Annotated in this window: 16 protein-coding genes; all 16 read left to right on the forward strand. The window is 33.2% G+C overall.

The genetic code is table 11. The annotated features are described in order from the left end of the window. The first annotated feature begins 82 nt into the window (after positions 1-82). The 16 genes from FEM21_RS02315 to FEM21_RS02385 all read left to right on the forward strand — a co-directional run bounded on the left by FEM21_RS02315 (position 83) and on the right by FEM21_RS02385 (position 17,241). Complete coding sequence (locus tag FEM21_RS02315) at positions 83-493, forward strand: hypothetical protein (protein ID WP_152547357.1); 411 nt, start codon at positions 83-85, stop codon at positions 491-493. 431 nt (positions 494-924) lie between these two features. Then, entirely contained in the window at positions 925-2,394 is a 1,470-nt protein-coding gene (locus tag FEM21_RS02320) for an MFS transporter (protein WP_035657306.1), read from the forward strand. A gap of 134 nt (positions 2,395-2,528) precedes the next feature. Continuing rightward, positions 2,529-2,783, forward strand: coding sequence for a hypothetical protein (locus FEM21_RS16760; protein ID WP_316930331.1), 255 nt, complete (start codon positions 2,529-2,531; stop codon positions 2,781-2,783). A 71-nt stretch (positions 2,784-2,854) separates the two neighbouring features. Beyond that, the gene (locus FEM21_RS02325; RefSeq protein WP_316930332.1) at positions 2,855-3,706 is read left to right on the forward strand and encodes a hypothetical protein; all 852 of its coding nucleotides are present in this window, start codon (positions 2,855-2,857) and stop codon (positions 3,704-3,706) included. Between the two features lie 448 nt (positions 3,707-4,154). Continuing rightward, positions 4,155-4,772, forward strand: a complete 618-nt coding sequence (locus FEM21_RS02330; protein ID WP_035657309.1) for a GNAT family N-acetyltransferase — start codon at positions 4,155-4,157, stop codon at positions 4,770-4,772. An 87-nt stretch (positions 4,773-4,859) separates the two neighbouring features. Beyond that, entirely contained in the window at positions 4,860-6,053 is a 1,194-nt protein-coding gene (locus FEM21_RS02335) for an argininosuccinate synthase (protein WP_035657312.1), read from the forward strand. A gap of 186 nt (positions 6,054-6,239) precedes the next feature. Further along, positions 6,240-7,217, forward strand: a complete 978-nt coding sequence (gene argC, locus FEM21_RS02340; RefSeq protein ID WP_035657313.1) for an N-acetyl-gamma-glutamyl-phosphate reductase — start codon at positions 6,240-6,242, stop codon at positions 7,215-7,217. Between the two features lie 84 nt (positions 7,218-7,301). After that, entirely contained in the window at positions 7,302-8,441 is a 1,140-nt protein-coding gene (locus tag FEM21_RS02345) for an aspartate aminotransferase family protein (RefSeq protein ID WP_035657315.1), read from the forward strand. Positions 8,442-8,517: 76 nt separating this feature from the next. Beyond that, the gene (locus FEM21_RS02350; protein ID WP_035657317.1) at positions 8,518-9,714 is read left to right on the forward strand and encodes a glutamate-5-semialdehyde dehydrogenase; all 1,197 of its coding nucleotides are present in this window, start codon (positions 8,518-8,520) and stop codon (positions 9,712-9,714) included. Positions 9,715-9,808: 94 nt separating this feature from the next. Further along, positions 9,809-10,570 carry a glutamate 5-kinase gene (proB, locus tag FEM21_RS02355; RefSeq protein ID WP_035657318.1) on the forward strand — a complete coding sequence of 254 codons (762 nt, stop codon included), beginning with the start codon at positions 9,809-9,811 and terminating at the stop codon, positions 10,568-10,570. 67 nt (positions 10,571-10,637) lie between these two features. Continuing rightward, positions 10,638-11,591 carry an N-acetylornithine carbamoyltransferase gene (locus FEM21_RS02360; RefSeq protein ID WP_035657321.1) on the forward strand — a complete coding sequence of 318 codons (954 nt, stop codon included), beginning with the start codon at positions 10,638-10,640 and terminating at the stop codon, positions 11,589-11,591. Then, positions 11,578-12,366, forward strand: coding sequence for an acetylglutamate kinase (argB, locus tag FEM21_RS02365; protein WP_035657324.1), 789 nt, complete (start codon positions 11,578-11,580; stop codon positions 12,364-12,366). Before FEM21_RS02360 ends, argB begins: the two co-directional genes overlap by 14 nt. Positions 12,367-12,448: 82 nt before the next feature. Beyond that, positions 12,449-13,519: a M20 family metallo-hydrolase gene (locus FEM21_RS02370; protein WP_035657326.1), complete on the forward strand. Its 1,071-nt coding sequence runs from the start codon at positions 12,449-12,451 to the stop codon at positions 13,517-13,519. A 198-nt stretch (positions 13,520-13,717) separates the two neighbouring features. Beyond that, entirely contained in the window at positions 13,718-14,998 is a 1,281-nt protein-coding gene (gene argH, locus FEM21_RS02375) for an argininosuccinate lyase (protein ID WP_035657329.1), read from the forward strand. A gap of 93 nt (positions 14,999-15,091) precedes the next feature. Further along, the gene (locus FEM21_RS02380) at positions 15,092-16,081 is read left to right on the forward strand and encodes a DUF2157 domain-containing protein (RefSeq protein WP_035657332.1); all 990 of its coding nucleotides are present in this window, start codon (positions 15,092-15,094) and stop codon (positions 16,079-16,081) included. Then, the gene (locus tag FEM21_RS02385; protein ID WP_035657334.1) at positions 16,078-17,241 is read left to right on the forward strand and encodes a hypothetical protein; all 1,164 of its coding nucleotides are present in this window, start codon (positions 16,078-16,080) and stop codon (positions 17,239-17,241) included. The genes FEM21_RS02380 and FEM21_RS02385 overlap by 4 nt, the downstream gene beginning before the upstream one ends. Positions 17,242-17,313: the final 72 nt, after the last annotated feature.

A 17,313-nucleotide genomic window follows, 5' to 3' on the forward strand; every position in this document is an offset into this window, starting at 1 on the left:
ATCTTACATAAGGTAATCAAGTAAGTTTCATAAATTAACATAAGATTAAAAACAATTCTTGAAAAACTAAAAAACTATTGTTATGATAATTATTTTAAAAACAGTTATTGCTCTAATAACTCTAACATTTGTTGGAATTAATTTATTAAGTTTTATTTTCCGCTCACTAAATATCATTATGAGTTTACCAGCATCCAAAAGTTCTGGTGTAAACAAAATGATAAAACAATCACTTTATCTAGAAACCGTGTTTTTCATATTTTCAATTATTCTTGCAGTAGGATATTTTTATGCAATTAATCATTTCTACAATATTCTATTAGTAATTGCAGCCGCATTAATTATGATCTCTAGACTCCCTGATCTTTTGAGTGAAATAAAAACTGGAGAAAAAACCACTAAAAAAAACATGAAACAAAGACCAATTGATATAATTTTCAATATTCTTTTTTTTATTGCAATACCAATTATATGGTATTCATTCAAATATTAATATACTTAACAACTTTCAAAATCAATAGTGCGAAAATACTTTTTGTTTTCGCAACAATCAGCAACTTTACCGAGTTACTTGAGAGATTGCTTCCCCAGATAGCACGGAAATTCTTTCCGTGCCCACAACAATAAGCAACTTTGTCTATTTACTTAATGAAACTCCTCATCAGTCGGAATTAGAATACTATCAACTATTGTAAATTTTATCTTTTTTATACTTCAAATTAAAAAGGAAAGAAAAAACTTAAATGTTTTTAAAAAAATATATGGACAAATTAATCAATATAAATACATTTATATCAATAAAAGCCTATTAATGGCTAAAAACCATGAATTCTAAATTGTGTTGTTTTGTGTAAAAAAAATTAAGAAATACTTTTACATAGCTGCTATTAAAAACAGATAACCAAACATTACAACTAAATAATTATGAATTCCGAAAACCTACAAACCAAATGGGGACAATTTATTTCTCTGGTAACTGTATTCTTTTTTTGGGGTTTTGTTGGGTCAGCCAATGATATCCTGATTCCTGTATTCAAAAAAGTATTTACACTATCGCAGGTACAATCACAATTAGTAGCCTGGGCATTTTATGCGGCTTATTTTGTGGGTTCGATGATCTTTTTTCTTGTGTCATTAAAATCTGATGTTTTACAAAAATTTGGTTACAAGAAAACATTAGCTGCCGGTTTAACTCTTTCTGCTCTTGGATCGTTTTTATTTGTTCCAGCCGCTACAATGGAAAGTTTTCCTTTCTTTCTAACTGCATTATTTACGGTAGGGTTGGGATTTTCGATTCAGCAAATTGTAGCCAATCCGCTAGCAATTAAAATGGGAAGTCCGGCAACCGGAGCACATCGACTGACTCTGGCGGGTGGTGTTAATTCATTCGGAACTACTATTGGTGCTATTTTGCTCGGAATCGCATTATTCGGAATGGGAAATAATAAAAAAACAGCGCTTTCGCTTGAAGACATTAAGTTTCCTTTTATCATTTTAGGAACCGCCTTTATTGTCGTAGCACTTTTTATGTTGTTTTCAAAAATCGAAGATCCTGCAAAAGAAGAAGAGATAAAAATCGAAGCAGGAAATAAAAAATTCGCTATCAAAGATTATCCACAATTGTATCTCGGAATGATTGCGATTTTCATCTATGTTGGAACCGAAGTTACAATAATAAGTAATCTTCCTGCCTTATTAAAAACTGCAGAATTTGGAAATATTCTTGAAGAAGCCATTCCGCCATTTATTGCTTTGTATTGGGGAAGTTTAATGATAGGCCGCTGGAATGGAGGCGTAAACGTATTTAATACTTCAAAAGCGACTAATTTACTGCTTAAATTCATAGTTCCTGCTGTTGGTTTTGGAGTAATTATCGCTACAAATATTTTCGCAGAACACGATGTTGATGCTTTTTATATTTACCCTATTTGGATACTATTCTTTATTCTCATTAGTTTCATTGGAGGAAAAAATGCCGGAAAAACATTGATGCTTTTTGGCGTTTCAGGATTAGCAATGATGTTAATAGGTTTAGTTTATCCTGACAGAGAAATTGCAAAATTCTTTTTTATCTCCGGAGGTTTATTTTTATCTATTATGTGGCCGTCAATATTCGATTTGGCGATTGCCGGATTAGGAAAAAACACAGGAAAAGCTTCTTCGTTTCTGATTATGATGATCCTGGGTGGCGGAGTAATTCCGTTGATTCAAGGAGGAATTTGTGATTTTGATTTAAGTAATCCCGAAGGAATCATGGGAATCTCATGGACTCACTTCTCGTACATTATACCACTTTTAGGTTTCGCTTATTTGGCTTTTTATGGTTTTTACTGTCCAAAAATCTTAAAAAAGCAAGGCATTTTTCATATCGAATCCGAAGGTGGAGCTCATTAAAACCAGAATTATTTAAACTACCCGGCCATCATTTTTTGATGGCTTTTTTTATTCTCAAAATTAGCCCTGATTTAAAATATAATTATTCTAAAAAAATTAATTTTTAAAAAATATATTTGCTCAAAATTTTGACAATGAAAAAACTATTACCCTTACTCTCTATACTTTTATTTATTACATCTTGTGGTGTTAAGCAAACAAGGAATTTGCTGACTTCAGGAAACTATAATGAAGCCATTGAAAACGCTGTTTCTAATTTGCGTTCGAATAAAGATAAAAAAGGAAATCAGGATTATGTTTATTTACTTGAAGAAGCTTTTTTTAAAGCCAAAGAAAGAGATTTAAACAGTTTGAATTTACTGGAACAGGATAAAATCCGGCGAACTTAGAGAAAATATTCAATACCTATGTTTTATTAGACAATCGTCAGGAAAAAATAAAACCTTTGTTGCCTTTAAAATTGCTCAAAGAAGGCAAAAATGCCAAATTCACTTTCGATAATTACAACAAACAAATTGTGGAGAGCAAAAATGCTTTGTCTAAATATTTATATGACAATAGTAAAGCTTTATTAAAATCATCCAACAAAGTGGATTTTAGAAAAGCATACGACGATTTAGAGTATTTAAACCAAATTAACCCTAATTACCTAAATACTTTACAACTTCAGGAAGAAGCTTTATTAAAAGGCAAAAATTATATTAGTGTATTGTTGCGCAATCAGACTAATATGGTGATTCCGGTGATTTTACAAAATGATTTACTGGATTTTAATACTTTAGGAATGAATGATAAATGGACTGCTTATCATAGTAATTCTCAAAAAGGAATTAAATACGATTACCAAATCACGGTTAATTTTAGAGAAATCAACATTACGCCTGAGCAAATAAAAGAGAAGGAATTTGTAAAAGAAAAAATAATCAAAGACGGATTAAAAGACCTTTTAGACAAAAACGGCAAACCGGTAAAAGACAGCCTTGGAAAAGTAATTAAAGTCGATAATCTAAAAACGATTACTATTCGAATTAACGAATTTAATCAGTTTAAAGCATGCCAAATCAATGCTACAGTTGATTATACAGATTTAAAAACCAAACAATTATTACATTCCTTTCCGTTGAGTACAGAATCTGTTTTTAAAAACGATTACGCTACTTATAAAGGAAACAAAAGAGCGACTGAAGATGCTTATTATTCTTATTTTAATCGAAAATTAGTTCCGTTTCCTAACAACGAACAAATGATTTACAATACTGGTGAAGATTTAAAAAATCAGTTTAAAGCAATTGTAAGCCGAAATAAATTCTAAATCGGATAGTTTTTTTCGACCAAATACAACACAATTGACTGAATTACAATAAATTGTCAAAAATTTAAAAATGTTAAAATAAATTATAAAACGATGTCCAGTTTGAAAAATATATGTACTTTTGCACCAATGAATTATAAAAGTGTACATATTACCTCAATGTCACGGATAGACGAGCCAGTTACTTCGCCCGAAGTACGGATACTTGTATAGTATCTAAAAATGCCTTTGGTCTTATCACATTCATTATTTTTTATTAGCATCACATTGAAATTACAGCCGTTATCCGTTGGGTTAACCCATCCTGAAAACAAAATTTTATTCATTTTATATTCCTACATTCTTTCTTGTTGGGTTTATTATGTTAATTTTGCAGTCAATTTCAAAAAAGGTTCAATAGTAAAATATAATCATTTAACATTTTTTAACCCAAAATTCATCTTTTGAAATGAATATCTCTATTGTTATAGCTCAGGAAGAACATTTTAAGTATGCGCAAATTATTTGTGATACTATAGAAACGTCTGCCAAATTGAGAGGAACCGGAATAGCAAAAAGAACTCCTGAATATGTCCAGAAAAAAATGGCAAACAGAGATGCTGTTATTGCTTTGGATAAAAAAGGTGAATTTGCTGGTTTCTGCTATATCGAAAGTTGGCAACACGGTCAGTTTGTTGCTCACTCCGGATTAATTGTACATCCTGATTTTAGAAATCTGGGATTGGCAAAAAAAATCAAGAGTTTTGTATTTGATTATTCCTTAAAGAAATATCCGGGTGCTAAAGTATTCGGAATCACAACAGGTTTAGCGGTTATGAAAATTAATTCGGAGTTAGGATACAAACCGGTTCCTTTTTCTGAATTAACGAGTGATCCTACATTTTGGTCAGGCTGTAAAACCTGTACTAATTTTGAAATATTAAAAAGTAAAGATTATAAAATGTGTCTTTGCACAGGAATGTTATACGATCCGGCAGAAAAGCCAAAAGATCCGCCAAAACATCCTTTTAATGTCAGAATCTGGAACAGATTAAAAAAGATTAAACAAGCATTGTTTTTAGAATAAGTAAAACGAATAAAATAAATTTATATATAATCAGCTAAATACGAAGCCTATAAAATAGATTAGTAAATAGCCCATAGATCAAGAAAAATGAAAAAAGTTGTATTAGCTTATAGTGGAGGTCTAGATACCTCATATTGCCTTAAATATTTAAAAAATGAAAAAGGATATGAAGTTCACACCGTATTAATTAATACAGGAGGTTTTGATGATGCCGAATTAAAAGCTATCGAAGACAGAGCTTATGAGTTAGGAAGTGCAAAGCACGCTAACCTTACTATCTTAGATAAATATTATGATAAAGCGATCAAATACCTTATTTACGGTAATGTTTTAAAAAACAATACTTATCCGTTATCAGTAAGTGCTGAACGTGTTTTTCAGGCAATCGAAGCTATTAAATATGCTAAATCTGTTGGCGCTACTGCTATTGCTCACGGAAGTACTGGTGCCGGAAATGACCAGATTCGTTTTGATTTAATTTTCCAAACTATTGCTCCAGAAATTGAAATCATCACTCCTATCCGTGATTTAAAATTATCAAGACAGGAAGAAGTTGATTATTTAATTAAAAACGGAGTACACTATTCTTGGGAAAAAGCACAATATTCTATCAATAAAGGACTTTGGGGAACTTCTGTTGGAGGAAAAGAAACTTTAACTTCTCACCAAAGTTTGCCTAGCGAAGCATATCCTTCTCAATTACAAAAAGAGGGTGAAGAAAAAGTAACATTGGAATTCAAAAAAGGAGAATTAGTAGCTGTAAACGGTGTAGCTGACAAACCTTCAAACAATATTGTTGCACTTGAAAAATTAGCCAGTGCTTATGCAATTGGTAGAGATACTCACGTAGGTGATACGATTATCGGAATTAAAGGAAGAGTTGGTTTTGAGGCTGCTGCTCCATTAATTATCATCAAAGCACATCATTTATTAGAGAAACACACTCTAGGAAAATGGCAACAATACTGGAAAGAACAACTAGGAAACTGGTACGGAATGTTATTTCACGAAGGTCAGTTTTTAGATCCTGTAATGCGTAACATAGAAGCTTTCCTTGAAGATACTCAAAAAACAGTAAACGGAAAAGTTTTTGTTTCATTGAAACCGTATCATTTTTCATTAGACGGAATCGAATCAGAAAATGATTTAATGAACACTGGTTTTGGTCAATACGGAGAAATGAACAATGCCTGGACATCAGACGATGCTAAAGGATTTATCAAAATCTTAGGTAATGCTCAAAACATTTTCTCTTCAGTAAATAAAGAGACTTACGAATAAGGGGTTTTACCGCAAAGTTTGCTAAGAAGGCACAAAGAATATAAAGCTTTGAACACTTAGTAATTAAAAATAGTAATAAAACCATTAAGAAATTAAGAAATATTTAGTCAAAAAAACCTTGAGACTTAACTTCTTAATGGTTCATTTAATTCGAACTGACTTGTTCAGTTAAAAAAATAAATAACTATGATTAATGTTGGAATAATAGGCGGTTCAGGATATACAGCAGGAGAATTAATTAGAATCCTGATGTTTCACCCTAACGCCAAATTAGATTTTGTTTACAGTACTACAAATGCAGGAAAACCGCTTTCAATAGCGCATCAGGATTTGATGGGTGATATCGAAATGAATTTCACTGATACTGTAAATCCGAATGTTGATGTACTTTTTCTGTGTTTAGGACACGGAAAATCAATTTCGTTCTTAGAAAACAATAAATTCTCAGATAGCACAAAAATCATCGATTTAGGAAATGATTTCCGTTTAACAAAAGATAAGGATTTCGACGGAAAATCATTTGTTTACGGATTACCTGAACTAAACAAAACCGACATTAAAAAAGCAAATTATATTGCAAATCCGGGTTGTTTTGCAACTGCTATCCAATTGGCATTATTACCATTGGCTGCTGATGGTTTGTTGAGTGAAGATGTACACATCAACGCAACAACAGGAAGTACTGGTGCCGGAGTTGGTTTAGCTGCTACTTCGCATTTTAGCTGGAGAAACAACAATTTTTCGCATTATAAAGCTTTCGAACACCAACATTTGGGCGAAATCAACCAAAGCTTGAAACAATTACAAGCAGATTATTCAGATGAATTGATTTTTGTACCTAACAGAGGAGATTTCCCAAGAGGAATTTTTGCCACTTTATATACAAAATCAGAAGAAAGTTTAGAAGATTTGGTTGCTAAATACGAAGCTTTTTATGCCGACCAACCATTTGTAACCGTTACTACCACTAACATCAACATGAAACAGGTAGTACAAACAAACAAATGTATTATTAGTTTATTGAAAAAAGGAAACCGGGTTTTAATAACTTCAACTATTGATAACTTATTAAAAGGTGCCTCTGGTCAGGCCGTTCAAAATATGAATTTGATGTTTGGATTGGAAGAGACTACAGGATTACACCTAAAACCTTGTGGATTCTAATTAAAAGTTATGAGTTATAAGTGAAGCGTTATTAATCGTTCGAAACTTTTAACTCCTAACCCTTAACATTTAACTTTAAACAAAATGAACTTATTTGACGTTTACCCATTATATCCTATCACGCCGGTAAAAGCTGTAGATTGCACTATTTACGACGAAAAAGGAACTGAATATTTAGATTTATACTCTGGTCACGGAGTGATTTCAATTGGTCACACCCAACCGGATTATGTTGCCAAAGTAAAAGAGCAATTGGATAATTTGAGTTTTTACTCGAATGCTATCCAAAACCCATTGCAAGTAGAATTGGCAGTCAAATTAGGAAAAGCTTCAGGTTTAACTGATTTTAGCTTATTCCTTTGCAGTTCTGGTGCTGAAGCTAACGAAAATGCTTTAAAACTGGCTTCTTTCCACAATGGAAAATCAAGAGTAATCGCTTTTGACAATTCGTTTCACGGAAGAACTTCAGCTGCTGTTGCTGTGACTGATAACAAAAAAATTGTTGCTCCATTGAATGCTCAACAAGCCGTTACTTTCCTTCCTTTAAATCAAATTGATTTGGTAGAAGCTGAATTAAAAAAAGGAGACGTTTGTGCCGTAATCATTGAGCCTATTCAGGGAGTTGGTGGTTTAGATCAGGGAACAACTGAATTCTTTCAGGCTTTGGAAAAAGTTTGTAATGCCAATGAAGTTGTTTTGATTTTAGACGAAGTACAATCAGGTTATGGAAGAAGCGGAAAGTTTTTTGCTTTTCAACACCACGGAATCAATCCGGATATTGTAACTACTGCTAAAGGTATGGGGAACGGTTTCCCTATTGGCGGTGTTTTGATTTCTCCTAAATTCCAGGCAAGCTACGGATTGTTAGGAACTACTTTTGGTGGAAGCCACTTAGCTTGTGCTGCCGGAATTGCGGTTCTGGACGTTATGGAAGCTAAAAACCTAATCGAAAATACGAATAAAGTATCAGAATACTTTTTTGAAGCCATCAAAGTGATTCCTGAAATTAAACAAGTAAAAGGAAGAGGATTGATGTTAGGAGTTGAATTTGACTTTGATGTGAGTGCTTTGAGAAAGAAAATGATTATTGAAAAATACATTTTTACAGGTGGAGCTAACAATAAAAACTTATTGAGAATCCTTCCTCCGCTAACGATTACTACTGAGGCTATCGATACATTTATCAAAGCTTTACAAGAATCATTAGCTGAATTAAAAAATTAAATTTCACGCTCCGCAAAGTTTCTGGCTTTGCGGAAGTGATAAACGGTCTCTGACCGCATAAAAAATACAATTAACGATGAGTACATTATTATCCATAGAAAAAAGAAACGCTGTATTGACTACCATGGCGGCTCTTTTAGAACAAGAAAGAGAAGCTTTGAAAGCCATCAACCAGCAGGATTTAGCCAATTACAATGGTGAAGATTTAGCTATGGAAAAACGTTTGCTTGTAGATGATGCTAAGGTAGACGGAATGATTCTTTCGGCAAAACAATTAGCCAGTCAGGAGGATCCTGTGGGTCAGATTCGCTATGAGTTTACTCATGACAACGGAATGAGAATCAGCAATAAAACGGCTGCTTTCGGAACGATTCTAATCATTTATGAATCCCGTCCTGATGTAACTGTGGAAGCCGGTGGAATTGCCTTTAAATCAGGAAACAAAATCCTTCTAAAAGGCGGTAAAGAATCTTTGCTTTCGAATCAAAAAATCGTAAGTCTTTGGCATCAGGCATTACAGGAAAATGGAGTAAGTACGGATTGGGTTGAATATTTAAATTACGATAGAGTTCAAACTCAGGCTTTCTTGGAAAAACCATCGCAAAGAGTCGATTTAATTGTACCTCGTGGAGGAGAAAAACTGATTGAATTCACTAAAAAACACGCCAGCTGTCCGGTAATTGTAAGTGGTCGTGGAAATAATTTTCTTTACATCAACAAAGAGGCGGATTTGAAAAAAGCCCTTGACATTATCATCAACGGAAAAACAACTAACATCGGAGTTTGTAATGCTTTGGACAAAGTTTTGATTGATTCTTCATTGCCAAATTGGGAAGATTTTGGAAAACAATTAGTTGACGAATTAAAAAAATATAACGTAGAAATTTTAGGTGATGACGCTTTCGCAAATGCTACTCAGATACCTGTAATTGAAAACGAAGAAATTTGGTACGAAGAGTTTTTGAATTACAAAATTGTTATTGGAATCGTAAATTCTAATGAAGAAGCGATCGCAAAAATTAACAAATATTGCGGTGGCCACTCGGCTTCTATCATTACACAAAATGACGCCGTTGCTCAGGAATTCATGGATAATATTGATTCGGCAGCAGTATATCAAAATGCCTCTACCCGATTTACCGACGGTGGTCAATTTGGTCTTGGTGGAGAATTAGCCATCAGTACTGATAAATTGCACCAAAGAGGACCAATTGGCTTACAGCATTTGGTAACCAATAAATGGTATATTTACGGAGAAGGACAAATCAGATAGCAGAAGGCAGATTTTAGATTGCAGAATCTAAATTTCAGATTTAAGAGAAAAACTTAGAGTCTTAGCAACTAACAGTCTTAGAGACTTTAAAAAAATGGCAAAAAAAAGAATTTTATTAAAATTAGGAAGTAATACCCTAACCAAAGAAACCAATCACATTTCGAGAGGAAAGATTGAAGATATTGGTATGCAGATAGCCGCTTTGAGCGATAAATATGAATTTATCATTGTCAGTTCAGGCGCAATTGCTGCGGCTAAACAATTTGTAAAATTAGACAATAACGACAAAGATGTTTTTGTAAAACAAGCTTTGGCTTCTATTGGTCAGCCCCATTTGATGCGGATTTACAATGAAAACTTTAAGGATTTAGGACTAAATACTTCGCAGTGTTTGCTTTCTTATTCTGATTTCGAAAAAGAACAAACCAAGAAGAATATTGTAAATACCATCAACGTCTTAGTTAAAAACAGTTACATCCCAATTATCAACGAAAATGATACTGTTGCTACTGATGAAATTAAATTTGGCGACAACGATAAATTAGCCGCTCTTGCAGCTGTTTTATTGAAAGTGGATCTTTTGATTATAGGAACTAATACTAACGGTTTTTACACCAAAGAATCGATGGAAAAAGGAATTCCTGAAACTATAACTTCTGTAACAAATTTGAAAGATTTGGAAAAAGAAATTGGGGATTCTAAATCATCACACGGAACTGGCGGAATGCAGTCTAAAATTGAAGCTGTTGCTATTGCCAAAGAAGCCAAAATTGAAACCTGGATTGTAAACGGTCTGAACGATAATTTTATCCTGAAAGCTATAAAAAACGAAATTGCATTTACTAAAATCATATAATGTTGATTCGGTTAATCGTTGATTCGGTTAATCGATTAAACACATAACCGATTAAACAATAAAGAAAATGAACTTTATATCCATTCAAAACATAGATTCACTTGATAAATGGGTGAAACAAGCATTAAAAATTAAGAAAAATCCACTTAAGAATAAAAAACTGGGAAAAAACAAAACCCTGGGAATGTTATTCTTTAATTCTAGTTTGAGAACACGTTTGAGTACTCAAAAAGCGGCTATGAACTTAGGAATGGATGTAATTGTAATGAATTTTAACAGCGAAGGATGGACTTTAGAGTTTCAGGATGGAGCGGTTATGAATCAGGGTTCATCAGAGCATATTAAAGAAGCTGCTGCTGTTGTTTCTCAATATTGCGATATTATAGCTATCAGAGCTTTTGCCGGATTAGTCGATAAAGAAAAAGACAATGCCGAAACTGTAATTTCAGGTTTCTTAAAATATGCTTCTGTACCAGTTGTAAACATGGAAAGTGCTACAGGACATCCAATGCAATCCCTTGCCGATGCGATTACAATGGCAGAGCACAAAACCAAACACAGAGCAAAAGTAGTTTTGACCTGGGCACCACATCCGAGAGCTTTACCACAAGCAGTACCTAACTCTTTTGTAGAAATGATGCAAAAGCAGGAAGATATGGACTTTGTAATTACACATCCGGAAGGTTACGAATTGAATCCTGAAATTACTAAAGATTCAGTGATTGAATACGATCAAAATAAAGCTTTTGAAAATGCTGATTTTATCTATGCTAAAAACTGGAGTAATTATAACGATTACGGTAAAATCACTAATACTGATCCAAACTGGACGGTTACTGCCGAGAAAATGGCTTTGACTAACAATGCCAAATTTATGCACTGTTTGCCAGTGAGAAGAAATGTAATTGTAGCTGACGAGGTAATTGACAGCGAAAATTCAGTTGTTATCGAACAAGCAAATAACAGAACTTATTCTGCCCAATTAGTATTGCAAAAAATATTGAAAAATGGGAAAAAATAAACAAAGCTTATCCATCATCAAAATTGGTGGAAACATCATCGATAATCCAGTAGAATTAACACAATTCTTAGCTGATTTTTCTAAGATTGAAGGGAACAAAATTCTGGTTCACGGTGGTGGAAAATCGGCTACTAAAATGGCACAAAGTATTGGTTTAGTTCCTCAAATGATTGATGGACGACGCATTACAGATAAACCGATGCTGGATGTAGTAGTGATGATTTATGCCGGGGAAATCAACAAAAATGTTGTTGCTCAATTACAGGCAAATAATACTAATGCCATGGGGTTTTCGGGTGCTGATGGTAACTTAATCCAATCTACTAAAAGAAACCACCCAACTATCGATTACGGCTTTGTGGGCGATGTTCAAAAAGTGAATACTCCTTTATTAGAAACCTTAATCAATAGTGGAATTGTCCCTGTTTTCTGTGCCATTACACACGATAAAAACGGGCAATTATTAAACACCAATGCAGATACAATTGCGAGTGAATTAGCGATAGCAGCATCAGAGGTTTTTGAGGTAACTTTGAATTATTGCTTCGAAAAAGCAGGAGTTTTGACGGATGTTGAAGACGAAAATTCAGTAATCAAACAAATCAATTCAGAACTCTATACACAATTAAAACAAGAAGGTGCCATTCATTCGGGAATGATTCCTAAATTGGATAACTGTTTCAACAGTTTGTCTAAAGGTGTTCAGAAAATAAAAATTGGCCATCACAGAATGTTGAAAAATTCGGAGGCGATTTGCACGAGCATTGAGTTATAAAAGTTGATAGCTGTTTGTTGATAGTCTTAGAAATTATCATTTCGCCATCAACTAAAACTATCAACCACCAACTAAATCTAATATGAAAAACATAGAAACACTTATACAAGAAGCCATTGCGTTATTAAAATCGCTGATTCAGACGCCTTCATTTTCGAGTGAAGAAGATCAAACGGCCCTTTTAATCGAAAATTGGTTTACCAAAAACAATATCCCTTTCGAAAGAGAAAACAATAATGTTTGGGCTTACAATAAGCATTTTGACAAATCAAAACCCACGCTTTTACTTAATTCGCACCACGATACGGTAAAACCAAATCAGGGTTATACTAACGATCCGTTTGAAGCAAAAGTAGAAGATGGTAAATTATTTGGTTTAGGAAGTAATGATGCAGGTGGTTGTTTGGTATCATTAATCGCCACATTTACCCATTTCTATGCCGTTGAGAACCTGCCTTACAATATTGTAATTGCAGCTACCGCAGAAGAAGAAAGCAGCGGAAAAAATGGTTTAAACAGCATTTTAAAACATTTACCGGAATTAGAATGCGCTATTGTGGGTGAACCTACATTAATGCAATTGGCCGTAGCCGAAAAAGGATTATTAGTTTTGGATGTAGTGGTAAAAGGAACAGCAAGTCACGCCGCACACAACAATCCCGACAATCCTATCTACAATGCAATGCCTGTAATTGAATGGTTCAAAAACTTCCAATTCGAGAAAATATCTAAGGTTTTAGGACCTGTAAAAATGACCGTAACCCAGATTAATGCAGGAAAACAACACAATGTAGTTCCGGCGGAATGTCATCTCGTTGTTGATATTCGTGTGAATGATTGTTATAATAATACCGAAATTTTAGAAATGGTACGAGCGAATGTAAATGCCGAAGTCAATCCGCGTTCTATGCACTTAAATGCTTCTTCAATTCCTGTTTCACACGGATTAGTTCAAGCAGGAATTGCATTAGGCAGAACCACTTATGGCTCACCTACTCTTTCGGATCAATCAGTTTTATATTGTAAATCATTAAAATTAGGACCAGGAGAAAGCTTACGCTCACATTCGGCTAACGAATTTATATTTGTAAACGAAATTGAAGAAGGAATCGAATTGTATATTAAAATACTAACTGATTTTTTTAAATTATAATATTTTTAGAAGCTAATCCCGCTATCCGCTGCAAACGAAGTTCACTGAATTCCTATGAAAATAGACATAAAGTGAAGTAATCTTTTTGTTTTTAAAGAAAAAAAAAAGGATTTTCGCTGCTATCGGGGCTAAAAAATAAAAAACTTTGCGAATCTCTGAGTAATCTCAGTGCATCTCTGCGAAATAAAAAACAGAATTATGAAACTTTGGGAAAAAGGAATACCTACTGATAAACAAATCGACTTTTTTACTGTTGGAAACGACCGTGAATTAGATTTAATTTTAGCAAAACACGATGTTACAGGAAACATTGCACAGGCTAAAATGCTTGCTAAAATCGGATTGATTACCAATCAGGAATGTGAGGATTTATTGGGTGCATTGGCAGAAATTCAAGCAGATATTGCAGCCGGAAACTTTACTATCGAAGATTCATTTGAAGACGTACATTCAAAAGTAGAATACTTACTGACTCAAAAAGTTGGAGAAGCCGGTAAAAAAATACACACTGCCCGTTCCCGAAATGACCAGGTTTTGGTCGATATGAATTTGTACTTAAAAGAAGAAGTACTTCAACTAAAACAACAGGTGAAATCACTTTTTGAGCTGTTAATGAATTCAGCTGAAAAATACCAAAACGTTTTATTACCAGGATATACGCATTTACAAATTGCAATGCCAAGTTCATTTGGAATGTGGTTTTCTGCTTATGCTGAAAGTTTTATAGACGATATCAGTATGTTGAATGCTGCTTTAAAAGTGGTTGACCAAAATCCGTTGGGTTCTGCTGCAGGGTATGGTAGTTCCTTCCCTATTGACAGAACTTTTACTACTCAGGAAATGGGATTTAGCACCTTAAAATACAATTCGGTTGCAGCACAAATGAGTCGTGGAAAATCGGAGAAAACAGTTGCTTTTGCTATGGCAAGTGTAGCGGGTACGCTTTCAAAATTGGCGTATGACGTTTGTTTGTATATGAGTCAGAATTTTGATTTTATTGGTTTACCGGCAAATCTGACTACAGGATCAAGCATTATGCCTCATAAAAAAAATCCTGATGTATTTGAATTAATCCGTGGAAAATGCAACAAAATTCAGGCTTTACCATACGAATTAACATTAATTACCAATAACTTACCTAGTGGGTATCACAGAGATTTACAACTTTTAAAAGAAGGTGTTTTTCCTGCTATTCAAAACCTAAAAGCTTGTTTGGATATTGCTATTTTCTCCATTCCGGACATCAAGGTAAAAGAGAATATTTTAGAGGATAAAAAATACGATTATTTGTTTACCGTAGATACTTTGAACGAAATGGTTTCTGCAGGAATTCCGTTTAGAGATGCCTATAAAGAAGTGGCACTGCAAATTGAAGCCGGAAATTACAAATCACCAAAAGCAACTAAACACACACACGAAGGAAGTATCAACAACCTTTGTCTGAAAGAGATTAAAGAAAAAATGGATCAGGCTTTTTAAAAAATAAGCTGCATTTTAAACTACAACGCATCGAAATTATCGATGCGTTTTTTTATATAATTTACTTACATTTGAGAAACTAATCCATCTTACATGAGAAAAATGAATGAACGAGCCACTCAAGCACTCTATGATCAACAATTAATTAGTAAAGAACAATACGATCAAATTATAAATTATCGTAGCTGGAACATCTTTTCATTAAATGCTGAACTAAAACTGTTTCTTTATCTTTCAGTAGTACTATTTACTTCGGGAATTGGTATTTTAATTTATGATAATATTGATACCATTGGACATACCATTCTTATTAGTATCGTTTTTATTCTTACAATAATTTGCTATTATTTATCCTTTAAAAAGGCACCCAAATTTCAAAAAGAGCAAACTCATTTTGAAAGTCCTGTAATGGAATATATCGTTCTTACTGCCAATTTACTGACTTGTATTTTTATTAGTTATTTACAGCTCCAATACAATACTTTTGGGACTAATTACGGTTTGGCTACAATTATCCCAACAACTATTGGATTATTTTCGGCTTATTATTTTGATAACAAAAATGTACTTTCTTTAGCTATCACTGGTTTAGCAGCCTACATTGGTTTAACCGTAACGCCACAATCGCTTTTACAAAATGATCTCTACAATACTAATTCGTTGAGTTATGCTGCCATTGGATTAGGAAGTGTTCTTATTGCCTGGAATTATTACAGTTCTAAAATCAATCTAAAAACGCATTTTTCGTTTATATTTTTAACTTTTGCTTTACATCTTATTGGAATTTCCTGCCTTAATAATCTAGTTGATAATGATTACTATTTTCTTTTTACAATTCTTTTAATACTATCAACCTATTATTTTTATCGTCGCAGTTACGAGATAAAATCGGTCTCTATATTTGCTTTTGCCGTTTTGTATGGTTTTATAGGCTTAAATATTAGCTTTTTTAAAATTATTGATAGTATCAATCTCAATGACTTTTTTGAGTTTTTAATAATCCTTAGTCCTTTCTATTCTATAGGATTTATTTATCTATTTGTACAAATGATTAAAAAATTTAATGCCGAAATAAAAAAATGATAGCACAAGATAAAACTAAATTAGAAAATCAGTTTTTAATTGAAGAAGCGCATTCTTTGCATGATGCTAAATTCATTTCGAAAGAACAACTAAAGGAAATAGAAACCCGACTCAATTACACTAAAGCAAATACCAATATTTTTTTACGCTTTGGATTTGCTGTACTTGGTATCTTTTTATATGCTTCAATTTGTGGATTTATTTCTTTGCTTAGTATGAATATTATTGATCATAATTTCGAAGCTTTTATTTTCATCTATGCAGCAATGGGTTTTGCAGGCACCGAATTTTTAATTCATCAAAACAATACCGAAAAAGGACTCGATGATGTTTTTTTAATTGGAGGACAATTGCTTTTTGCTGTAGCCATAGGAGTTGCAACAGAAGCCAATGAACTTTCAATTGCTATCACAGCTACTCTTATTTCTTTCTTTAGTTACCTTCGTTATGTAAAACTAGTTTCTGTCTTAATATTCTGCATCGCTAGTACGGCAACGGTAGCTTTTGGTTTATTTGAACTGGGAAGTATTGGAAAAACAATTTTACCCTTTGTATTGATGATTTACGCTTTAGGAATCTATTTCTTAACTAAAAAGGGAACTCAAAAAGTCCAATTTCTTTTTTACCACAAAGGAATTCTGTTCTTAAAAAACTTTTGTTTACTATTATTTTATTGTTCAGGAAATTATCTGGTAGTTAGAAAACTTTCAGAAGTATTACTGGAAACTGAAATTCCTGCAAATTTAGATATTCCTTTTGCCTGGTTCTTTTATACTTTTACAGTAATTGTCCCTTTGTTCTATATCTTTTATGCTTTAAAAATGCAGGAAAGAATAATGCTTTGGATAGGTTTTATAAGCTTAGGATTTACATTTTATACTATTCGATATTATCACCAGATTTTACCCATTGAAATTGCTTTAATCTTAGGCGGACTTTTACTTTTTGCTATCGCTTATTTTTCCATCAAAAAGCTTAAAGACAGGACAACTGGAATCACTTTTCAGCCTGATCGTTTTATCAATTCAAGCGATTTTATCAATACCGAAGCGCTAATTCTAACTTCCCAATTTGGTTTAAAACCCGAAACTACAGTCGAATCACCGATGGAATTTGGCGGAGGTGATTTTAGTGGCGGAGGTTCGAGCGGAGGTTTTTAAATTAAAATCTTTCTTTATCTTTATCGGCAAAAAAAAACGTACTCAACAAATCTTATTTGTTGTATATTTGCC

This window comes from Flavobacterium seoulense (assembly GCF_000695795.1).
Classification (GTDB): Bacteria; Bacteroidota; Bacteroidia; order Flavobacteriales; family Flavobacteriaceae; genus Flavobacterium; species Flavobacterium seoulense.